The sequence below is a fragment of the Sporosarcina sp. Y1004 genome (assembly GCF_057669665.1).
The window spans coordinates 59,828-79,722 of sequence record NZ_JBYHFQ010000012.1 but is presented as its reverse complement, the minus strand read 5'-3'; the positions used below and the strand labels follow the sequence as shown (position 1 = coordinate 79,722).

Below are 19,895 nucleotides of genomic sequence, written 5' to 3'. Positions count from 1 at the left end.
TGTCGGTCGTTTCCGTAAGCGGTCGCTGATCAACCTTACGCCACCATACGTGTGCACACTAATGTTTAACTCCTGGCAAGCCATCGCTAATCGCGCACCGTTTTGATTGGCTTCTTGAATCATTCTACTGCGAGTGCGCGATTTGATGGGTCAATCATTCGTCCTCGTCGTCCCCACATATCGCTTGGGCCTTTTTTCGCAAAAGGAGTAATGCCACGACTTCCGCTAGTGCTTTCTCTTTTTTGAGGAGATCTTTCTCCAAAGCTTTTGCACGTTTCTTTTCTTCTATCAACTGCACATTCAATTGCTTCGCTTGATCGAAAGCTTGTCCATTTGCTTGAAGACAAACACCCTTCCAAGCTTCAATCTGTTCTCGATACAAGCCCTTTTACGACAATAGTCTGCGAGTTCCACCTCATTCATCGCAAATGTCTTCATCACGATTAAAAACTTATCCTGGCTATTCCAATTGTCACTTATTTGTCCATTTCACGGTGTTGCCATCCCGGCTGCGCCTGCACCCTTGCGCCATTTGTACAGCGTCACTTCTGTAATACCTTCTTCTTTTGAAATTTTCGCTACGTGTTCATTATTCGGTGGCATCACGCGCTTGATCGCTTCCGCTTTTCGTTCTGGTTAGTAGCGTGTATTATTTTTCCCTGTCATATCTATAACCTACGTTTTGTTTACTTAATCATACCATGTTAGCCTATTACGACTTCTATCCTAACAGAAGGGATAACAACCTCTAAAATTTATTTTTAAGTTTGTATATAAAGGAATCAATTTTTTTTAAAGCATGGTATTTACTCACAAAAGTAGAACTAGTGATACATAAAATAGCATTAAATTTATTGCTCTTCTTGAACATTTCTATTCCATTTCTGAACTGTATTTCTGCCCTTGCAAAATCATCTTTTACTTTCTTATTTACATTAATCTGTATCTTCTCAGTTAAATTGTAGACTAAATCAGTATTTTCTAAATAACCCTTTTTATATAATTTCAATATCCCTCTTGCATTTAAAAACTGTTCAAGTGCATTACTACGAGACACACTATTCTTCCTTACTCTATACATCAAAAGATTTTGATTAATTTTTCCTATTTTATAGCTTTGTAACAAGCATCTAAGTGAAAAGTCATAGTCCTCACAATATAAAACATCTCTATAACCATTTAGTTTGTCATATACTTCTTTCTTAAGGAACCAAGTTGGGTGATTTGAAATATTCGCCATTTTCAACATTTTCTTTACTTGAAAATGAGTTAGTTCAGTCCGATTTGTTTCCTGAAATTCGTTATCATTCTCATCTATGAGAATCATACTAGAAAATACAAAATCTAAATTATATTCTTCAAGATATTTTTTCTGAATAATTAATCTATCTAAACTAGAAATATCATCTGCATCCATTCTCGCAATATATTTCCCTTTACAATGTTTTAGTGCAATATTCAGGCTTTTTACTAACCCTAAGTTCTTTTCGTTTATAATTACTTTAATTCTTTTATCACGTTTACTATATTCACTTAATAAATTTATTAATTCTAAATTACTAGGGTTATCTAATATTACAATAAACTCAATATTCCTATATGTTTGATTAAGGATTGAATTAATGCTTTTTTCGATCCAGACTAATTTTTCATTATAGGTACTCATAATTACTGATATTAAAGTACTCACAAACTTCACCTCCTACAAAAATTACTTTTTCTCATAATAAGTATTTTTATCTTCAAATTATTACCAAACAACAAAAAAGAAAGAATACGTTTGGCCTCTATTCATTATTCGGTGTCATCATGCGTGTGATCGCTTCCGCTTTTTGTTCTGGTGTGTAGCGTGTATCATTTCGTCCTATCCTATCGATTAACCTCCGTGTTGTTTACTTAATGATCACGTTAGCCTCGTACGACTTCTATTCTAACAGAGGTGACTCATGACTCCATTAATGATATAAACTCATCTCTACATCTAATATAATCAAAAGAACTAGCCCTCTTATATGTCATTTTAGAGTAATGTATTAAAGTACTTTCATCCTTTAAATAATTCTAACATTGCTAAAGCAAGCTTTTTATCTTGATGAGTATAATTTAAAGGTTCCCAGTTTTCTTCAATTTCTAATGCAGGAACCAATATCCCAAAATTTGCATATGTTATATCTGAAATATCTATTAAATCTGGTTCTTTTAGGTTCAAGTGAAAGTTTTTCTATTGCTTCAATATCTGGGTTATAAATGGTCTTTATGTTTTCTTCTTTACCACTATATTTATTATCTAATAACTCTCAACTGGTACAATTGAAGTAGCTTTCTGTTCATAACATAATCAGTAATCCTGCTAAGAATTGATATATTTTTTTCTTTTTCTAAAAAAACTTCACAGACACGATTACCTTACACTTTGTATTACTAGAAAAAATGTTAGGACTATCTAAGAAGCTTACTACAGCATACAAATTTTCTTTTTTCTTTATTTTTTTCAGATATATTACCCTTCTATATAACATTGTTAATTTAGAAACTATACTTCCTCTGTTAGCACCTATACTCATATCTATAAGCTTACCACTATAATCATACTTATTATTTTGGCCATCAAAAAGAATTACAGATATATTATACTCATTAATATATCTGAAAGCCTTGATACAACCCATTCTGCGCCTCCTACGTTTAAACTTGAAATTAGAAGTCCTATATTTTTTTTCGCTCATTAACCTCCGAATTATAATGTCTATTATGTGAATATATTTTATCATAAATTTCAAATAAATCGTTTATAACTGTATTAATGGTATAACTATTTTGTATTTTTTTTATATTCCATCTAGAAATTCTTTTTCTCACCTCTGGATTGTTAAGGGTATTAATAGCCATTTCAATAGCTATAATATCACCTATAGGTACAATTACCCCTCCGCTTTCTTCAATCATATCTTGGTTAGCTCCTACCGGCGTCGTAATTATTGGAACACCTCGAGCCATTGCTTCTGCAAGTGCTATTGAAAACCCTTCACTACGAGTGGGAAATAAAAATATATCAGCAGTATCTAATAATTCTATTACCGCCTCAGGAGACACTCCCCCAACCATTTCAACATTTTCTGATAAATCTATGTTGCTATAAGTACTCTTTAGAGGCCCAGTAATAATAAACTTTATTTCGTTAAACTTTTTTGCAACTTCGAGAATATCATTTATTCCTTTTTGTGGTTGGACATGCCCTACGAATAACACCCTTTTAACAGTTGCAGTTATATACTTTTCACCCTCTAAAATCCATTTATCAGAAATGAAATTAGGTAATTTTTTTGCCTTTATACCATATTTAGTGTAAACATATTGCTGAGAACTTTGATTAAGAACGATTACTTGATTAGAGTCATTTACTAATTTTTTTAAAAAAAAGCCAGTTACTTTGTTTCTTATTTGATCTTCTATGTTGCAATGTAAATGAAGTAAGATGGGTACTCCTTTTCTTTTAGATATAAACGATACTAAATAATCACGTATTATGCCTAATTGACCACATGCACTATTTAAATGAATTATATCTGGTTTGTTATTTTTTAATTCTTTATGTAAACTCATTAGTATAGTTTTTGTTCTGAAAATCTCATCAATTATATTTCTTTTGCTATTATCTTTTAGTCGCTCTCCTGTTAAAGCTGTATTAACTATATTTAAAGATATATCCGCGCTCTCACAAAATTCAAGATAATTTTTTGTCCAAGTTGCAATTCCACCAGTAGGAGGAGGAAGTGGTGAAATTAATAAAACTTTTTTTTTATTTTTCATTAGATTACTTAATCCCCCAAACAACCCTATTCACATAATCTGTATATGACAAAATTAGTCTCAGAACCTTATCTGATACATTAGGCATACAATAGTCTTCAACAAGCCCTAAAGTATCTTTATCTTGTGTTTCTAATATCACTAAACCTTGTAAAACTCTTTCTTTCTTAAGTCCTACCATCATTACCGATGCTTCTTCCATCGCCTCAGGTCTTTCATGAGCTTGTCTAATATTTAATGCACTAAATCCAAGAATAGAAGACTCTTCACTAATCGTTCCACTATCACTAAGCACAGCTTTAGCTTTAATTTGAAGTTTTACATAATCATTAAAACCTAGAGGTTTAATGATTTTCACCAATGGATTAAACTCCACCCCTTTAGCATTAATCATATTTTGCGTTCTAGGATGAGTACTGACAATCACAGGCATATTATACTTTTCTGCAACAGCATTTAAAGTAATAACTAAATCTAAGAAATTTGTTTCTGAATTAATATTCTCTTCTCTGTGTGCAGATACTACAAAATATCTACCTTCTTCAAGTTCTAATCTTTCTAACACATCTGATTTCTCAATATCATCTTTTCTTGAGTTAAGAACTTCGAACATCGGGCTACCTGTTTTTATAATTCTATCCGCTGGTAATCCTTCTCTTAACAAATACTCTCTTGCAATATCGCTGTAAGTTAGATTAACGTCAGCCGTATGGTCGACTATTTTACGATTTGTTTCTTCAGGTACTCTTTGGTCAAAGCATCTATTTCCAGCTTCCATATGGAATATTGGAATATGTCTTCTCTTAGCTGCAATAGCACATAAACAGCTATTCGTATCACCTAATACTAAGAATGCCTCAGGTTGAACTTCTTCTAATATAGGATCAATCTTAATAAGAATATTCCCTACTGTCTCAATGGCTGTCCCAGTAGCTGCATTCAAAAAGTAATCTGGTTTCTTTAAATTAAAATCTTTAAAGAACACTTCATTTAACTCATAATCATAGTTCTGACCTGTATGAACTAATATATGTTCTATTGCATTTGATTCTTCTAATTTGTTGATGACAGCTGATAATCTAATAATTTCTGGACGTGTACCAACTACTGTCATAACTTTTAATTTCTTCATTTATTCTACCTCCAAGTAATATGTGTCTGGTTTCTCTGGATCAAAACATTCATTTACCCACATTACTGTTACAAGGTCATTTTCTCCAATATTTACAATGGAGTGTGTATATCCAGTAGGTATATCCACAACCTCTAACTTTTCTCCACTTACTTTATATTCAATAATTTCTTCAGAATCTAATTTTCTAAATCGAATTGCCCCTTTACCACTAACTACTAAGAATTTCTCGTTTTTTGTATGGTGCCAATGATTCCCTTTTGTGATGCCTGGTTTCGATACATTTACAGAAACTTGTCCTCTTTCAGGTGTTCTAATAAACTCTGTAAATGATCCTCTTTGATCAATATTCATCTTCAAGTCATAGGAGAATTGATCTTCCGGTAAAAAACTTAAATATGTACTATAAATTTTTTTAGTTAAGGCATCTTTCATATTAGCAACACTTAAATTTGTTCTACTTTCTTTAAAACTTTTTATAAGGTTTGCTAATTCTCCAAGTTTAATAGTATGTGCTACTGGAACGACACAATAATTATCTTGGAAAGTTGGATTACCTTTTAAAGCTTTTGTAAATTCTTCTAATATATCATCTATATAACATAAATTAAGTTCTGCATCTGGATTGTTTATTTGAATGTCAAAGCCTCTAGCTATATTATGACAATAAGTAGCTACCACGGTATTATAGTTAGGTTTACTCCACTTACCAAATACATTAGACAATCTATAAACATATACTTTTGCATTCGTTTCTTTTTGATAATCAAATAATAAATCCTCACCCGCCTTTTTACTTCTACCATAAGGATTATCCTTCTCTGCTTGAGTAGATGATGTAATAAGTACAGGAGCTTTATTTCCATTAACCTTTAACAGTTCTAGTAGTGTAGATGTAAATTCAAAATTACCTTCCATAAATTCATTTTCATCTTCTGGTCGGTTTATACCTGCTAAATGAAAGACAAACTCGCATTCCTTTGTATACTCTTCCAAATCTTCCAATGAATTTTTTCTTGTATATAAAAATAAGTCCTCATAGCCTTTATTTTTCAACTCAGCAACTAAGTTTTTTCCAACAAATCCAGATGCACCTGTTACAAGAATTTTCACTAGTTACTCCATCCCTTCAATTCATCTTGAATGTAAGGTAAATTTAATAGTTTATCTTTTATCTGTTCAACTGTAAGACGGTACGTATTATGAGAATTATATTCTTCATCTGATGAAAGTTTTTTATCGCCATCTTCAAAATATTTTTCATAATTTAAATCACGATTATCTGCTGGAACTCTATAAAAACCTTCTAAATCATCAGCCACAACATTTTCTTCTCTCGTTAATAACGTTTCGAAAAGTTTTTCACCATGTCTTGTTCCGATAATCTTTATTTCATTATCAGCATTAAATAATTCTTTCACTGCTTGTGCTAAGTCTGCTATTGTGGACGCCGGTGATTTTTGCACCATAATATCGCCAGCATTCGCATTTTGAAATGCAAATATTACAAGTTCAACTGCTTCTTCTAAACTCATTAAAAAACGAGTCATGTCTGGATCAGTTACCGTAAGCGGTTTTCCCGCTTTCAATTGTTCCACAAAAAGCGGTATAACTGAACCGCGAGAAGCCATAACATTACCGTATCTTGTACCACATATTAATGTTTTTTCAGGTGAAACAGTTTTTGCTTTTGCAACAAAAACTTTTTCCATCATTGCTTTAGAAATACCCATTGCATTTATTGGGTATGCGGCTTTATCAGTAGAGAGACAAATTACCTTTTTCACTCCATATTCAATCGATGCATTTAATACATTTTCTGTCCCAATTACATTTGTTTTAACTGCTTCCATAGGGAAAAATTCACATGATGGTACTTGCTTTAACGCAGCTGCATGAAATACGTAGTCTACTTCATTCATAGCGTATCTAACACTCGCTAAATCCCTAACATCACCAATATAAAATTTTAGTTTATCGTTATTATAAATTTTACGCATGTCGTCCTGTTTCTTTTCATCTCGAGAAAAAATACGTATTTCTTTAATGTCTGTGTGTAAAAACCGCTCCATTACTGCATTTCCGAAAGAACCAGTTCCCCCAGAAATTAATAATATTTTTTGTTTAAACATATATTCCCCTCATTTCTATCAATTTTTTGAAGCTTGCTTCTTTAGATGTAAAAACAACGTAGTCCAATAAAAGAAATAAATAATACTTGGATTCGTTACTCTTAAAGGTACATTCACATTTAAGTCAATAATAAAATGAATTAATATCAAAAAAAACCAGTATTGATATAGTTTTGCATTTTCACCTTCTAATTTTTTTATATTTTTTAATACAATTATTAAAAACGAAAACAATATAAGTAAAAAGAAAAGAAAAATGAAAATTCCGTAATTATCTAAGATTTCCAAATATTGATTATGATAACTATGGAACCCTTTTAAAGTGCCTTCTTCTATTGTTGTGGATTTTGTGAAACTCCCCCTAATTATATGTAAGGGATCTTTTGAAACAGACACTAAATAATCTGACCAAACATGCTCTCTACCACTAACAATGGATGTCCCAGACATGGTAAATCTTCCTAATATAAATTCTTTTGGCAAGACAACAAGCATTGTAACAAAAGCAGTAAACAAACCTAAAATTTTGTATAAACGATATCTTCTAGAAAAAAATAAATAATAAAAAATAAAACCTAAAACATATGTTATAATTGCCCCTTTAACCTGTATAGCAAATAAATATAGCGTAATTAAAGTATATACTGGTATAAAAAGGAACTTTTTTTTCTCCCAAAATGGCAAAGCAAATAGAAATACGATAGCCACTATAAAAGGATAGTAAATCCAAATATGATATATACCACCAAAGGGAGTAGATGCATATATGTTCCTACTAAATGTTTGTACAAAGCCTACTTTACTTATAGAAAAAAATATATTTAGCAAGATAGCTATTAGAAACACTACAGAAATACCAAAAAAGATTTCCTCTATTTTCATTTTTCTATACTTCACAAAATAGATTGATATGAAAATTCCTAAAAGACCTGTAGCAAACTGAGCGTTCAAAATAACACTCGTAAATTTACCGTAAAATAAAATACCTACAAAAGTATGAATAAAAATTACATAAAATAAAATAATTACTGAAAATAATAACATAGTGCTGCTTTTAAATTGCAATTTATTTTCTTTAATAATATTTGTTAAAATTATAATAAAAGAAATAGCACCTAGAACTGTAGTTAAAGGTAATACTAAACCTTGTTGAAGAAAAAAATCCTCTACCGAATACTGATAAATACCTGAGGTTGTAAAGTAAATCGGAAAAAAACAAAATAGAAGAATAAAATTATATTTACTTTTAGTCAAATTCCACGATGTCCCTTCTACCAAAGCCTAGCTTCTTATGAATATATATCTTTCGCATATCATGTTGTTTTTTTTGTTGACTTAAGAAAATCAGGATTTCTTTTATGTATTTATCAAGAAATCTCTGTATTACAGCATTCCCAAAAGAATCTGTACCACCTGTAATGAGTAAAGTTTTATCTCTGAACATTAGCTAAACCTCATTCCTTCTATTTAAAATGGCCCATGATTATTTCATATGAGTGCTTCACTGTATAGTTTTCTTCTAAATATCTTCTAGCGTTTACACCCATTTTTTTCCTTGATTTTACATCACATAACTGCTGTACTTTTTTATTGAATTGCTCAACGTCATTGCTCTCACACCAATATCCAAATTCACCTGTTTCAATAATTTGTCCGAGATCAGTGTTTACATCTGTTGCTGCTAACACAGGCATTGAAGCTTGCATATACGAAAGTAGTCTTGATGGGAAATTTGGTATTGTAAATCGCTTATCAAGAAATATTAATCCTACATCACATGAATTAGCTAAGACATCATAATCTTCTTTTGGTAATTGCTCAAACAACTGAGCATTATTTGGTTGTTCGTTTATGAAAAACGCTTTAAGCTTATTAAATTCAGTCCCTGAGCCCGCTATAACAAAATAAGCTTGTTCGTTAGCTTTATTAGCCTTTAAGCACTCAATTAAGAAGTCAATACCTTGTGGTTTACCGAGATTGCCCCCATATATAAATATTGTTTTACCAAATGGTATGTTGTATTTCTTTTTAATCTCGTTTATTAATTTTTCTTCTGTTTTTATATCTAATGGCTCTATACTATTAGGGCATACTTCAATAATATTTGGAGGGATTTCATGATTGTGTTCTAATAAAAAATCTACATTAGCTTGTGACATGCACCCGATATGTTCAGATAGTTTATATAACTTCTTTTCCTTTAACCTAAAATAATCATAGAGAACTCGTTTCATCCCGTTTTTATTTAATATACCTAAATCCACTGCATTTTGTGGAAAAATATCTTTTAACAAGAGATATGTTCTAGCTTTATCACGTTTTTTAAGGTACTCAATTGTACTTGCTAATGTAATGGGGGGGGTTGAATAAAGAATTAGATCAAATTGTATATTATTTAAGTGCTTTTTTATTGCATACTTATAATTAGTTTCAAGCAAAATAGTTGAAATACCTTTTTCAATAATACTTGTCTTTTGTATATTACCTACTTTAACCTTTAATATTTTACAAATATCTTCTTCTATAATATAAGTTTGTTTATTATTTCTCCGCTCACTTGGACTCACGATATTTACATTATGACCATTTTTTATAAACTCGCGTAGTAAGTCAGTATAGATTGTACTTTCATATATGGAATTAATATTGCTTAATGTCAAAAAAATAATATTCATATTTAGCTCCTATACTCCGGAAAAAAGTTTATATTACTTTCATACAACGATTCACTTTGTCTTACTAATAACAATTCCTTATACTTTTCTTCAGAGAATATTTTTTTCCCTATCGAAAAAGTAGTATCTGAGTTTCTATTAAATGCCTTTTTAAATTTATACAAACTATCCTCTTTACTCCCAAGTCCTCCGCCTAAATGAAAGGTTTTATATCCATTTTCACAGCCCCAGCACGCGGCCTCAAATAACAATAAGTTTGTCGGAGCAAGATACTGATATTCTTTATCCGATGCTGATAAATGATAATGTATTTGTTGATTAGAAAAAATAATCATTGACATAGCAATAATTTTCTCCTCATACATAGCATAAAAAATCAAAGAATTATATTTCAAATCATTTAAAACACTATTATAAAATTCTTTTTCAAAATAATAATATTCATTTGCATTATCCTTATCCATAGTTTCTTTGTATAAGTTAGTAAATTCATCTAGTAATTTATGATCTCTGCCCCAAAAAATTTTAACACCTGATTTTATTGCTTTTCGTATAACATTTCTATTTTTCCCAATTAATTCATTCCAAATTTGATTCCTTGAAATTAAGTCCATTGTAATTGTTATTCCCAGTTTTGTAATATCATAAATACACCCTGCATTTTCACTGTTATTAAGGACCGGATGGAAACGTACGAATTCACTAATAATGCCCTCTTGTTTACAAATAGAGCTATATTCTAATTCTAAAGTCTTTAAGCTAGTATCTGTAGCTTTTCCTTCTATTAAAAAACCTCCATAACCATATGGTGTGGTTATATCATAAAACGTATTTACAGGTATCTTTCCTGAAAAATTTTTATCTATTGAAATATCTCTTTTCATAACAACATTCATAGCTTTAATATGTTGATCTTCATAATAGAAAAGTGTAGGTTCCCCATCCCCATGAATTTTGAATGCTTTCGTATAATCAGAAAGATAATATACATCATAATCATTGAAGCTCTTTACAATATTATCCCATTTTTCCGATTCCTCAATCGTGATTACTGATAACATATATTCACTTCCTTAAATTTAGCTAACGCAATCTTGTTCTATATACTTTTCAAAACAGAAATTATTCTTTCCATATCATTACTTCCATATCTTTGATCACACGGTATTGAAAGAATAGTATTATAAATCCCTATTGTATTGTCCAAATTTCGATCTTTAATTTGATTAGGGATAGGCCAATGTATTGGACAATAAATTTTTTCTTCAGTCAGTCTTTTCCGTATTTCATCTCTTCTTTTATTAATCAACAAAGGATAAAACATCGGACATGTATGTTTTTTTAATTTATCAAAAGATGCCTTTAAATAATTAACGTGCTTTAACCCTTCTGATAGCACTTTAAAGTTTTTTCTCCGTTTACTAACCAACTCTTCTACATTCAATAAGTTAATTAATTCAATTGAGAATTCATCCATAGAGTAAGTAGTTACGTCTCTATCTAAAAGTGTTTCTGCCTCCGCAAATTGATTTAAGAACAAACTCTTGATACTCTCATCATTAGTATTTATATACTTTCCTTTATTAATTAACGCCATGGTTCTTAATTCCGAAAAAACTTCGTTAGTAAATTCAGGTCCTTTAATACTTCTCTTCGGTGAAGCTAAAAAACCACCACTAGGTACGCCAAACCACTTTCGTATACTCCCTATATAATAATCATTTTCTTCAGATCTATTGAATTCTGAAAATAAAGTATGAGTAATATCTTCAATGATTATTATAGAACTATTTTTAAGACTCTTAAGAACATCCATTAAATTTGAATTTGTCGGAAATCCGAAATACCCCATATGAATAAATATACCAATATTTTTATATGATTGAATACTTTCAATGTCCGCCGAAAAGTTATCATCTATTTTATAAAAATAGCAAGTATAACCATTCTCAATAAATGGTAGAATTACTGACTCACATATATATGCTGGCATAAGCACTGATTTATATTGAGGGTTCACTTGTTGCAATAACAGATTAATTGCACCCCTACCCGATGAGGTTAAAATACTATTTCCAAATTTTTTTAACCATTTCGGTGCTTTATTCCGTGATACAATAGGTAGGTTATTCAACCAAAACTCACTACCGATCTCCATATTACCCCTCATTTAAAACTGATAAAATTATGACATCGTGGTATTCACCTTGTTTAAAGATTCTACCTCTTAAATTACCTTCCATAATAAATCCGCATTTCTCAAAAAGTTTTTGTGATGGTATATTGTAAGAATTAACATGAGCAAAAATACATTTAAGCCTTAATTCATTGAAAGCATAATTTACCAATGTACTAATTGTATCAGCTCCGTACCCCTTCCCCCTACCATTGTTCAGTAACTTTATATGGATCTCTGCGTTGCCATTTTTATAATCAATGTCTGAGAGTATTACTGTACCAATTGTTTCGTTATCTACCTTGTCATTAATCATACATCTTAAAATTTGTGTATTTGGTTTTTGAGCCTTAATCCAATCTTCCTGATTCAGACTAGAAATAGGAAATGACCAGCCTCCAAGTGAATGCTCCGTTTCACTATCGTTGATAATATTCAGAAGTACTTCTTTATCAGTTATTTCTACTGCCCGTAAGTATATTTTTTCACCGATTATATTCATTTCGAAGTACCCCCTGGTTCATGTTTTTTTGTCTATATTTATCAAAATCAGGTGGTGAGTCCACACCACGCTCACCTATATCGGACCTTTTAACGGCCTTTTTAATTGTTCCTAATATGATTTTCATATCGCCTATAAAACAAATATCATTAACATACTTTATATCGTAGGAAAAGCGCTGTTCCCATGTGGAATTATTCCTACCATTTATTTGCGCCAATCCTGATAGTCCTGGTCTAACAGAATGTCTAATTTTTTCTTGTTTCGTATAGTAAGGTAAGTACTGAACAGCTAAAGGTCTAGGTCCAATAATCGACATATCACCTTTTAAAATATTAAAAAGTCCTGGAAGTTCATCAAGAGATGTCGAACGAAGCAATCTCCCAAAATTGGTCAAACGAACCCCATCGGGAAGCAAATCTCCGCTCTCATCTTTTTCATCTGTCATCGATCTAAACTTATACATCATAAAAATTTCCTCATTCAACCCTGGCCTGTTTTGTTTAAATAACGCGGGGCTTCCAAGTTTAGTTCGCACTAGTAAACCAACAATTAAAAGTACTGGGCTTAGAACTATAATTGCTACTAACGATAATATAAAATCCATAGGTCTTTTAATAACGCTTCTGTAAATACCACCTTTAGATCTTTTCATTTATTCTCACCACAACCCCTTAACAATCTCCACAACTCTTTCTAAATCCTCATCAGTCATCTTCGTATCACTCGGCAAACAAACACCATTTTCAAACAACTTCTCTGAAACATCCGTTCCAACAAAATCATACTCCTCAAAGAATGGCTGCAAATGCATTGGCTTCCAAACTGGCCTTGACTCAATATTTGCTTTTTCAAGAGCATCCATAACATCCAATGGCCTCACTTTCCCACTTAAAGTCAATGCACTTAACCAATAATTCGGTTCGTCCCATTCATTGCTAGGCATGAACTCAACACCATCAAGTCCACCAAGTTCCCTCTTATAAAACTCAAATATATAATTCTTCTTCTCAACTCTCTGATCTAACACCTTAAGTTGCCCTCTGCCGATTCCAGCAACAACATTGCTTATTCGGTAATTGAAACCTAATTCGCTATGTTGATAATGTCTTGCTTGATCTCTTGATTGAGTAGCCCAGAATCTCGCTTTAGCAATTCGCTCTTCATTATCAGAAACGAGCATCCCTCCACCAGAGGTTGTGATGATTTTGTTTCCGTTAAAAGAGAAAATACCATAATCTCCAAAAGTCCCTGTATGTTTTCCTTTATAATATGTACCTAAACTTTCAGCAGCATCTTCAATTACCGCGACATTATGCTTCTTACAGATCTCCATGATTTTATCCATGTCTGCCGACAAACCATACAGGTGTACTACGATTACAGCCTTTACGTTCGGATACTTCATAACAGCTTCTTCCAATGCTTTAGGACACATATTCCAAGTCTCATAATCACTGTCTATAAAAACCGGATTCGCATTTTGATAAATAATCGGATTGGCTGTTGCTGAGAACGTAAGCGTCGGACAAAAAACAATATCCCCTTCACCTACTCCAACAGCTTTAAGAGCCAAATGAATGGCAGCTGTTCCAGAGGATAGTGCTGCCGCTGCTTTAGAACCAACCTTAGCTGCCAATTCATTTTCAAATTGATTTACATTTTCACCAAGCGGAGCAATCCAGTTTGTATCAAAAGCTTCCTGAACATACTGCTGTTCATAGCCTTCATCACTCATATGTGGTGATGAAAGGAATATTCGTTCTCCCATTATCTAAGACTTCCTTCCTCTGTTATGTTGCTTCTTTAGATAGTTAGGACTTAATTGGAATTTCACATTTCCCTACCTTCCAACCAACTACTAAGCGACTAAATACAAAATAATTAAGCATCCAACCTTAAGTCACACTATACACAACATAAATCCCTCGCCCATTAAACAAAAACGAACAAGGGAACAAACCTCCAATACCTACCTAACTACTCTCTTCTCCATCAATTCCTCAAGATAAACCATCAATCCATCTCTAATCTCAGGATTCTGCAAAGCAAACTCAATCGTAGTTGTAATAAACCCTAACTTCTCACCAACATCATACCGCTTACCCTCGAAATCATAAGCAAACACTCGTTGAATCTGATTCAACTGTTGAATCGCATCCGTCAACTGAATTTCCCCACCTGCTCCAGTTTCCAGCTTTTCTAAACACATGAAGATCTCAGGAGTGAGCACATACCTGCCCATAATTGCAAGATTCGACGGAGCTGTTCCCATCGTAGGTTTCTCTACAAAGTTTTCAACCGCATACCTACGCCCAGTTTGCATGGAAGGTTCAACAATGCCGTAGCGATGTGTTTCATTATCTGGTACAGTTTGTACTCCAATTATTGAAGCATGCGTTTCCTCGTATTGATCCATAAGTTGTTTTAAACTAGGAACTTTACTCTGAACAATATCATCGCCTAATAAGACTGCAAACGGCTCATCACCAATAAATTTGCGTGCACACCAAACGGCATGTCCAAGTCCTTTTGGTTCTTTTTGTCTAATATAATGAATATCTACATTTGATGATTGTCTAACTTTCTCTAGTACATCAAATTTCTCCTTTTGTATAAGGTTCTCTTCTAATTCAAAGTTATTATCAAAATGGTCTTCAATCGATCGTTTCCCTTTTCCTGTTACAATAATAATGTCTTCAATGCCTGATGCAATTGCCTCTTCAACTATATATTGAATGGTCGGCTTGTCAACAATCGGCAACATTTCCTTCGGCATCGCCTTCGTCGCCGGCAAAAACCGTGTGCCTAAACCTGCTGCTGGTATAATCGCCTTACGTACCTTTTTCATTGCAAGACCTCCCTTTACATCTCTAGCACTCTTTCCATAACCGCATTCTCTAAAGCCACTAACTTCTCTCCATCGAATCACCCTTTACCGCAAAATACACCTTTCACTTCGGCTCTGTACCCGAAGGACGTATACAAAACCATGATCCATCAGCCAGTTTATATTTAAGTACATTCGATTGAGGTAAATCAATAACCGTTTTTAATCCAGTAGCTATATCCATTGCTTAACTCGTTACGTAGTCTTCGATGATCGTTACTGCTACACCATTCACCACAGTAAGTGGTTGAGTTCGGAAACCTTCCAGAATTCCTTCGATTTGTTCTGCTCCATCTTTTCCTGTTAACGTGACAGAACGCGTAGACTCTTGGTAATAACCAAATCGTTCATATAAGTCCATCAAGCCTTCGAATACTGTCTTACCTTGCGATTTTATAGTGAGCTGCCACATTTCACGGTAATACGCGAATGGTGTCAATGTCTGGCACCCGGTATACCTTCTAGACTTTCAACCTCTTCTCTATTCCGTTCATACCCCGGCTTCTCCAACAACTCAAACATATTACTCTTATACAATTCCACACCCGGCTGATCGAACGGATTCACACCGAATAAATAAGCACTCATCGCACAGGCTTTCTCGAAGAAATACACTAAGTAGCCAAATGTATATGCGTCCATCTTAGGTATCTCAAACACTAATCCTGGTACGCCGCCTTCTATATGCGCATTCAATGCACCTTCAAATGCTTTGCTGTTCACGTAGTCGACCGTTTTTCCAGCCAGATAATTCAATCCATCTATATTCTCTTCATCACTCTCAATCATCAGGTCACGGATAGGTTCTTTTACTTTAATAATCGTTTCGAACAAATTGCGTTGACCTTCTTGGATGTACTGACCGAATGAATGCAAGTCTGTCGAGAAGTTGGCGGAAGCGGGGAAAATCCCTCTTCGATCTTTCCCTTCACTTTCTCCAAATAGTTGTTTCCACCATTCTGCAAGATAATGCAAGCCCGGTTCATACGATACGAACATTTCTATGGCCATTCCTTTTTGAAACAGGATGTTGCGAATCACCGCATATTGATAGGCTGCATTCTCTTCCAACAACGGGTTTGTTAACTCATTTTGTGCATGCAAGGCACCCGCCATAACGCTGCGTATGTCTATTCCGCTTGCTGCAATCGGCAATAGTCCAACAGCAGTCAATACAGAATAACGGCCTCCGATGTCATCGGGGATAACGAACGTTTCATGCCCCTCTTTATCGGCCTGCTTTTTTAAAGCACCCTTTTGCTTATCTGTTGTCGCATAGATTCGTTTTCTTGCTTCTTCTTTTCCATATTTCTCTTCAAGCAGTTTTCGGAAAATCCGGAAAGCGATTGCTGGTTCTGTTGTCGTTCCCGATTTTGAAATGATATTTATGGAAAAGTCCTTATTTGCTAATAGCTCAATAACATGCGTTATGTAAGTAGAGCTAAGGTTATGACCCACGAAAATGACTTGTGGATATCCTCTTTTGTCTCTTGGCAGCATATTGTTGAAACTGTGATTCAGCATTTCAATGGCCGCCCGAGCACCTAAGTAGGATCCGCCGATTCCAATCACAAGAAGAACGTCACTCGTTTCTTTTATATGGAGGGCACTTTGTTGAATACGTTCAAATTCTTCATTATCATAGTTTTCAGGAAGGTCTACCCATCCTAAATACTCTCTATGAACACTAGATTCGCTGTGCATTTCTTGATGGATTGATTTCACCGTCTGTTCTAAGAAGGAAAGTTGATAACTCCCGAAAAAAGAACTTGCTTTCGAATAATCAAACGTGATATGCGCCAATGCTTCACCTCCATATAGTGATTTACTGGGGTGTCAGTATCTGGCACCCCGCCGTCTATTTTAAGCAGTCGTAAATTCCTTCGAAACTACCGGAACCTTACGATTAGCTAACCCAACAAGCGTTTCTTTCAGCTCTGGGTTACCCATGTCAAGGAGTTTACTAATCACAAACTCCATTTCAAGCGCACTAACCGGCTCCGCCTTCCCAACAAATATCTTCGGAAAGACATGCTCACTCTGCCGTTCATTGTCATTCAACAGCTCTTCAAATAACTTCTCCCCAGGTCGAATCCCTGAGTATTCAATCCTAATCTCATCTTCACTATAACCAGACAACTTAATGAGGTTCTTCGCGAGATCCACAATCTTCACAGGCTCACCCATATCTAACACAAAGACTTCTCCACCTGCAGCCAAAGTACCTGCCTGAATCACAAGGCGTGATGCTTCCGGAATTGTCATGAAGTACCGTGTCATCGCAGGATCCGTAACCGTCACTGGACCCCCTCTGGCAATCTGCTTCTTAAACAGAGGAACCACACTGCCACGGGACCCAAGCACATTGCCAAATCGTACCGCGGCGAATTTTGTCGTGCTTTCTTTCGCAAGGTTCTGGACAATCATTTCAGCAAAGCGCTTTGTTGCACCCATGATGTTGGGGGGATTGACTGCTTTATCCGTCGAAACCATAACGAAGTGTGGAACACCAAATGTGTCTGCAGCCTCTGCGACATTCTTCGTACCGAAGATGTTATTCTTCACAGCTTCCATCGGGTTTGCTTCCATTAAAGGCACATGCTTATGCGCAGCTGCGTGGTACATGACGTCTGGCTTATATTCGCTCACGATATCGAAAATGCGCATTCGATCTTGCACGTCAGCGATTATCGGAATGATTTCGATATCTGTTGAAACCTTACGACGCAGTTCCATGTCTATATTGTAAATCGAACTTTCACCGTGTCCTAAAAGGATTAAACGCCTAGGTCTGAACGCACTCACTTGTCGGCAAATTTCAGAACCGATTGAACCCCCCGCACCGGTGACTAGAATTGTCTTACCGGTTAACTTGTCCGCGATGGCTTTCAAATCGAGTTGGACTTCGTCTCGGCCGAGCAGATCTTCAATCTTCACATCTTGCATATCGGTGACGGATACTTTCCCAGTCATTAAGTCTTCAATGCGTGGTATGGTTTGTGTCTTGACACCCGTATCGATGCAAACTTTCATCAAATCAGCCATTTGCTGCTTGGTCATGGAAGGAATCGCAATGACGATTTTCTCTATATCATGTGTTTCGACAAGGTTCGGAATTTGTTTCGTGCCCCCCGCTACTTTCACATTGTAAATCTCTAGGCCGTGTTTCGCGCGGTCATCGTCTACAAAAAGGACGGGTTTCATGCCCGAATCAGGATTTCGATACAATTGACGTACAATCATGCTGCCGGCTTGTCCCGCACCAATGATCAGTGTACTTTTTGCATTAATGTCATCACGGCGAATGAACGAGTCCCTAAAAACGCGCCACGACAACCGCGATGCACCGATTAGCAGGATGTGCAGCATCCATGTAAGGGCCAATGCTCTCATATAGACATCTTGCATCACGGCAATTTGCACAAACGCAACGACGACTATCGTTAACGTCACCGCTTTGAAAATGGACTTCAATTCCCCTATAGACGCATACGACCACGCCTTGCGGTAGAGTCCGTAATACCACGCGAATGTGTGATGCGCAATTTGAATTGTAATGACACTGATTAACAGCATTTTGTTCGTGAAGATGCTTATGTTTGGATGCAATATATAATAACAAATATAGATGGATGACATGACGATTAAGGAGTCAACAATGACTAGCAGACTCATTCTTTTGTTCATGGACATTGCAGGGATTTCTCCTTTCGCAGTAGTTATTTATCTGTTAGAGACTTTATGGCTAATTACTATGTATTTAGTATTTTACCAATTCCAACTCTGGTCTAATGGTATCATTTTATCCATTTAATTGCCACCACTGTTTCAATTTAACTGTACCTGGTTCCAGCAAAATGAAATCCTCATTCGTCAAAATCCGCGCGTTATTTTCAAGTAAGATATCTACGATGTCATTGTTTTTATGCTTATCAAGATAATCGAGCCCTTTATTGAAAAGAAATGGACGAGTTATTGCATTGTGGACATCTGATCCATATGCATGAACCAGATTCGCTTCAACAAGTTGCAATGATAGCCTTTGTACAGACTTGCCGAAGTGACCCGCAAGACTACCCGCTGTCACTTGCGATAATGCACCGTGGTTAACGAGTCTTTCAAGCCGGCTTGGCTTTTCAGCGATTGCTCGGTTCCTTTCGGGGTGTGCAATGATTGGTACTTTGTTTAAGTTTAAAATACCTTGTATGATATGTACCGTATATGCGGGAATCCCTGATGAAGGGAGTTCGAGTAATACATACTTCGAATTACCGAGCGTAAGGGCTTCACCGCTTTGCAACTTTTCGATGGTCGACTCTTGGATTCTTATTTCTTGTCCAGCATGCAATCGAATGGCTAAGTCCCGCTTTTTTATTTCTGTTTTTAATAAGTTGATTTTTTCTAGAACACTCTGTTTCGGCACATCAAAGTGTGGATTATAGACATGTGGTGTTGCAATAATATCGGTAATTCCTTCGGCAATGGCCATCTCAATGAGCTCCATAGATTCCGCCATTTTTTCCGGGCCATCGTCGACACCCGGAAGGATGTGCGTGTGTATATCGATCATCATGTTTC

General features: G+C 34.8%; 21 protein-coding genes and 2 pseudogenes. All 23 read right to left on the bottom strand.

Features of this window, described 5'->3' with window-relative positions; genetic code table 11:
- Positions 1–154 precede the first annotated feature (154 nt).
- Positions 155–382 (bottom strand): transposase, encoded by a 228-nt coding sequence (locus AC25Y6_RS10250; protein ID WP_488142952.1) that lies wholly within the window; start codon positions 380–382, stop codon positions 155–157.
- A gap of 107 nt (positions 383–489) precedes the next feature.
- Positions 490–624, bottom strand: a pseudogene (locus AC25Y6_RS10245) (hypothetical protein); the annotation flags it as partial.
- A gap of 124 nt (positions 625–748) precedes the next feature.
- The gene (locus tag AC25Y6_RS10240) at positions 749–1,690 is read right to left on the bottom strand and encodes a glycosyltransferase family 2 protein (RefSeq protein WP_488142951.1); all 942 of its coding nucleotides are present in this window, start codon (positions 1,688–1,690) and stop codon (positions 749–751) included.
- 354 nt (positions 1,691–2,044) lie between these two features.
- Positions 2,045–2,209: a hypothetical protein gene (locus AC25Y6_RS10235; protein WP_488142950.1), complete on the bottom strand. Its 165-nt coding sequence runs from the start codon at positions 2,207–2,209 to the stop codon at positions 2,045–2,047.
- Positions 2,210–2,378: 169 nt separating this feature from the next.
- Positions 2,379–2,669 carry a hypothetical protein gene (locus AC25Y6_RS10230; protein ID WP_488142949.1) on the bottom strand — a complete coding sequence of 97 codons (291 nt, stop codon included), beginning with the start codon at positions 2,667–2,669 and terminating at the stop codon, positions 2,379–2,381.
- A 37-nt stretch (positions 2,670–2,706) separates the two neighbouring features.
- Complete coding sequence (locus AC25Y6_RS10225; RefSeq protein WP_488142948.1) at positions 2,707–3,810, bottom strand: glycosyltransferase family 4 protein; 1,104 nt, start codon at positions 3,808–3,810, stop codon at positions 2,707–2,709.
- Between the two features lie 4 nt (positions 3,811–3,814).
- The gene (gene wecB / locus AC25Y6_RS10220; RefSeq protein WP_488142947.1) at positions 3,815–4,942 is read right to left on the bottom strand and encodes a non-hydrolyzing UDP-N-acetylglucosamine 2-epimerase; all 1,128 of its coding nucleotides are present in this window, start codon (positions 4,940–4,942) and stop codon (positions 3,815–3,817) included.
- Positions 4,943–6,055: a capsular polysaccharide biosynthesis protein CapF gene (locus tag AC25Y6_RS10215; protein WP_488142946.1), complete on the bottom strand. Its 1,113-nt coding sequence runs from the start codon at positions 6,053–6,055 to the stop codon at positions 4,943–4,945. It lies immediately after the preceding gene.
- On the bottom strand, positions 6,055–7,074 hold the full coding sequence (locus tag AC25Y6_RS10210; protein WP_488142945.1) for a polysaccharide biosynthesis protein: 1,020 nt from the start codon (positions 7,072–7,074) through the stop codon (positions 6,055–6,057). The genes AC25Y6_RS10215 and AC25Y6_RS10210 overlap by 1 nt, the downstream gene beginning before the upstream one ends.
- 18 nt (positions 7,075–7,092) lie before the next feature.
- Positions 7,093–8,328 carry an O-antigen ligase family protein gene (locus tag AC25Y6_RS10205; protein ID WP_488142944.1) on the bottom strand — a complete coding sequence of 412 codons (1,236 nt, stop codon included), beginning with the start codon at positions 8,326–8,328 and terminating at the stop codon, positions 7,093–7,095.
- Positions 8,329–8,335: 7 nt separating this feature from the next.
- Positions 8,336–8,518, bottom strand: a pseudogene (locus AC25Y6_RS10200) (polysaccharide biosynthesis protein); the annotation flags it as partial.
- Between the two features lie 19 nt (positions 8,519–8,537).
- Entirely contained in the window at positions 8,538–9,749 is a 1,212-nt protein-coding gene (locus AC25Y6_RS10195; protein ID WP_488142943.1) for a glycosyltransferase family 4 protein, read from the bottom strand.
- A gap of 2 nt (positions 9,750–9,751) precedes the next feature.
- Positions 9,752–10,810, bottom strand: coding sequence for a lipid II:glycine glycyltransferase FemX (locus AC25Y6_RS10190; protein WP_488142942.1), 1,059 nt, complete (start codon positions 10,808–10,810; stop codon positions 9,752–9,754).
- A gap of 38 nt (positions 10,811–10,848) precedes the next feature.
- Positions 10,849–11,907 carry a DegT/DnrJ/EryC1/StrS family aminotransferase gene (locus AC25Y6_RS10185; RefSeq protein ID WP_488142941.1) on the bottom strand — a complete coding sequence of 353 codons (1,059 nt, stop codon included), beginning with the start codon at positions 11,905–11,907 and terminating at the stop codon, positions 10,849–10,851.
- Between the two features lies 1 nt (position 11,908).
- Complete coding sequence (locus tag AC25Y6_RS10180) at positions 11,909–12,427, bottom strand: GNAT family N-acetyltransferase (RefSeq protein ID WP_488142940.1); 519 nt, start codon at positions 12,425–12,427, stop codon at positions 11,909–11,911.
- Entirely contained in the window at positions 12,411–13,082 is a 672-nt protein-coding gene (locus AC25Y6_RS10175; RefSeq protein WP_488142939.1) for a sugar transferase, read from the bottom strand. Before AC25Y6_RS10175 ends, AC25Y6_RS10180 begins: the two co-directional genes overlap by 17 nt.
- Before the next feature lie 6 nt (positions 13,083–13,088).
- Positions 13,089–14,198, bottom strand: coding sequence for a DegT/DnrJ/EryC1/StrS family aminotransferase (locus AC25Y6_RS10170; RefSeq protein WP_488142938.1), 1,110 nt, complete (start codon positions 14,196–14,198; stop codon positions 13,089–13,091).
- 201 nt (positions 14,199–14,399) lie between these two features.
- Entirely contained in the window at positions 14,400–15,278 is an 879-nt protein-coding gene (gene galU / locus AC25Y6_RS10165) for a UTP--glucose-1-phosphate uridylyltransferase GalU (protein ID WP_488142937.1), read from the bottom strand.
- A 103-nt stretch (positions 15,279–15,381) separates the two neighbouring features.
- The gene (locus AC25Y6_RS10160) at positions 15,382–15,501 is read right to left on the bottom strand and encodes a hypothetical protein (RefSeq protein ID WP_488142936.1); all 120 of its coding nucleotides are present in this window, start codon (positions 15,499–15,501) and stop codon (positions 15,382–15,384) included.
- A 3-nt stretch (positions 15,502–15,504) separates the two neighbouring features.
- Positions 15,505–15,756 (bottom strand): hypothetical protein, encoded by a 252-nt coding sequence (locus AC25Y6_RS10155; protein WP_488142935.1) that lies wholly within the window; start codon positions 15,754–15,756, stop codon positions 15,505–15,507.
- Entirely contained in the window at positions 15,753–17,120 is a 1,368-nt protein-coding gene (locus AC25Y6_RS10150; protein WP_488142934.1) for a glucose-6-phosphate isomerase, read from the bottom strand. The genes AC25Y6_RS10155 and AC25Y6_RS10150 overlap by 4 nt, the downstream gene beginning before the upstream one ends.
- A gap of 60 nt (positions 17,121–17,180) precedes the next feature.
- Positions 17,181–19,010 (bottom strand): polysaccharide biosynthesis protein, encoded by a 1,830-nt coding sequence (locus AC25Y6_RS10145; protein ID WP_488142933.1) that lies wholly within the window; start codon positions 19,008–19,010, stop codon positions 17,181–17,183.
- A 109-nt stretch (positions 19,011–19,119) separates the two neighbouring features.
- Positions 19,120–19,887: a tyrosine-protein phosphatase gene (locus tag AC25Y6_RS10140; RefSeq protein ID WP_488142932.1), complete on the bottom strand. Its 768-nt coding sequence runs from the start codon at positions 19,885–19,887 to the stop codon at positions 19,120–19,122.
- Positions 19,888–19,895: the final 8 nt, after the last annotated feature.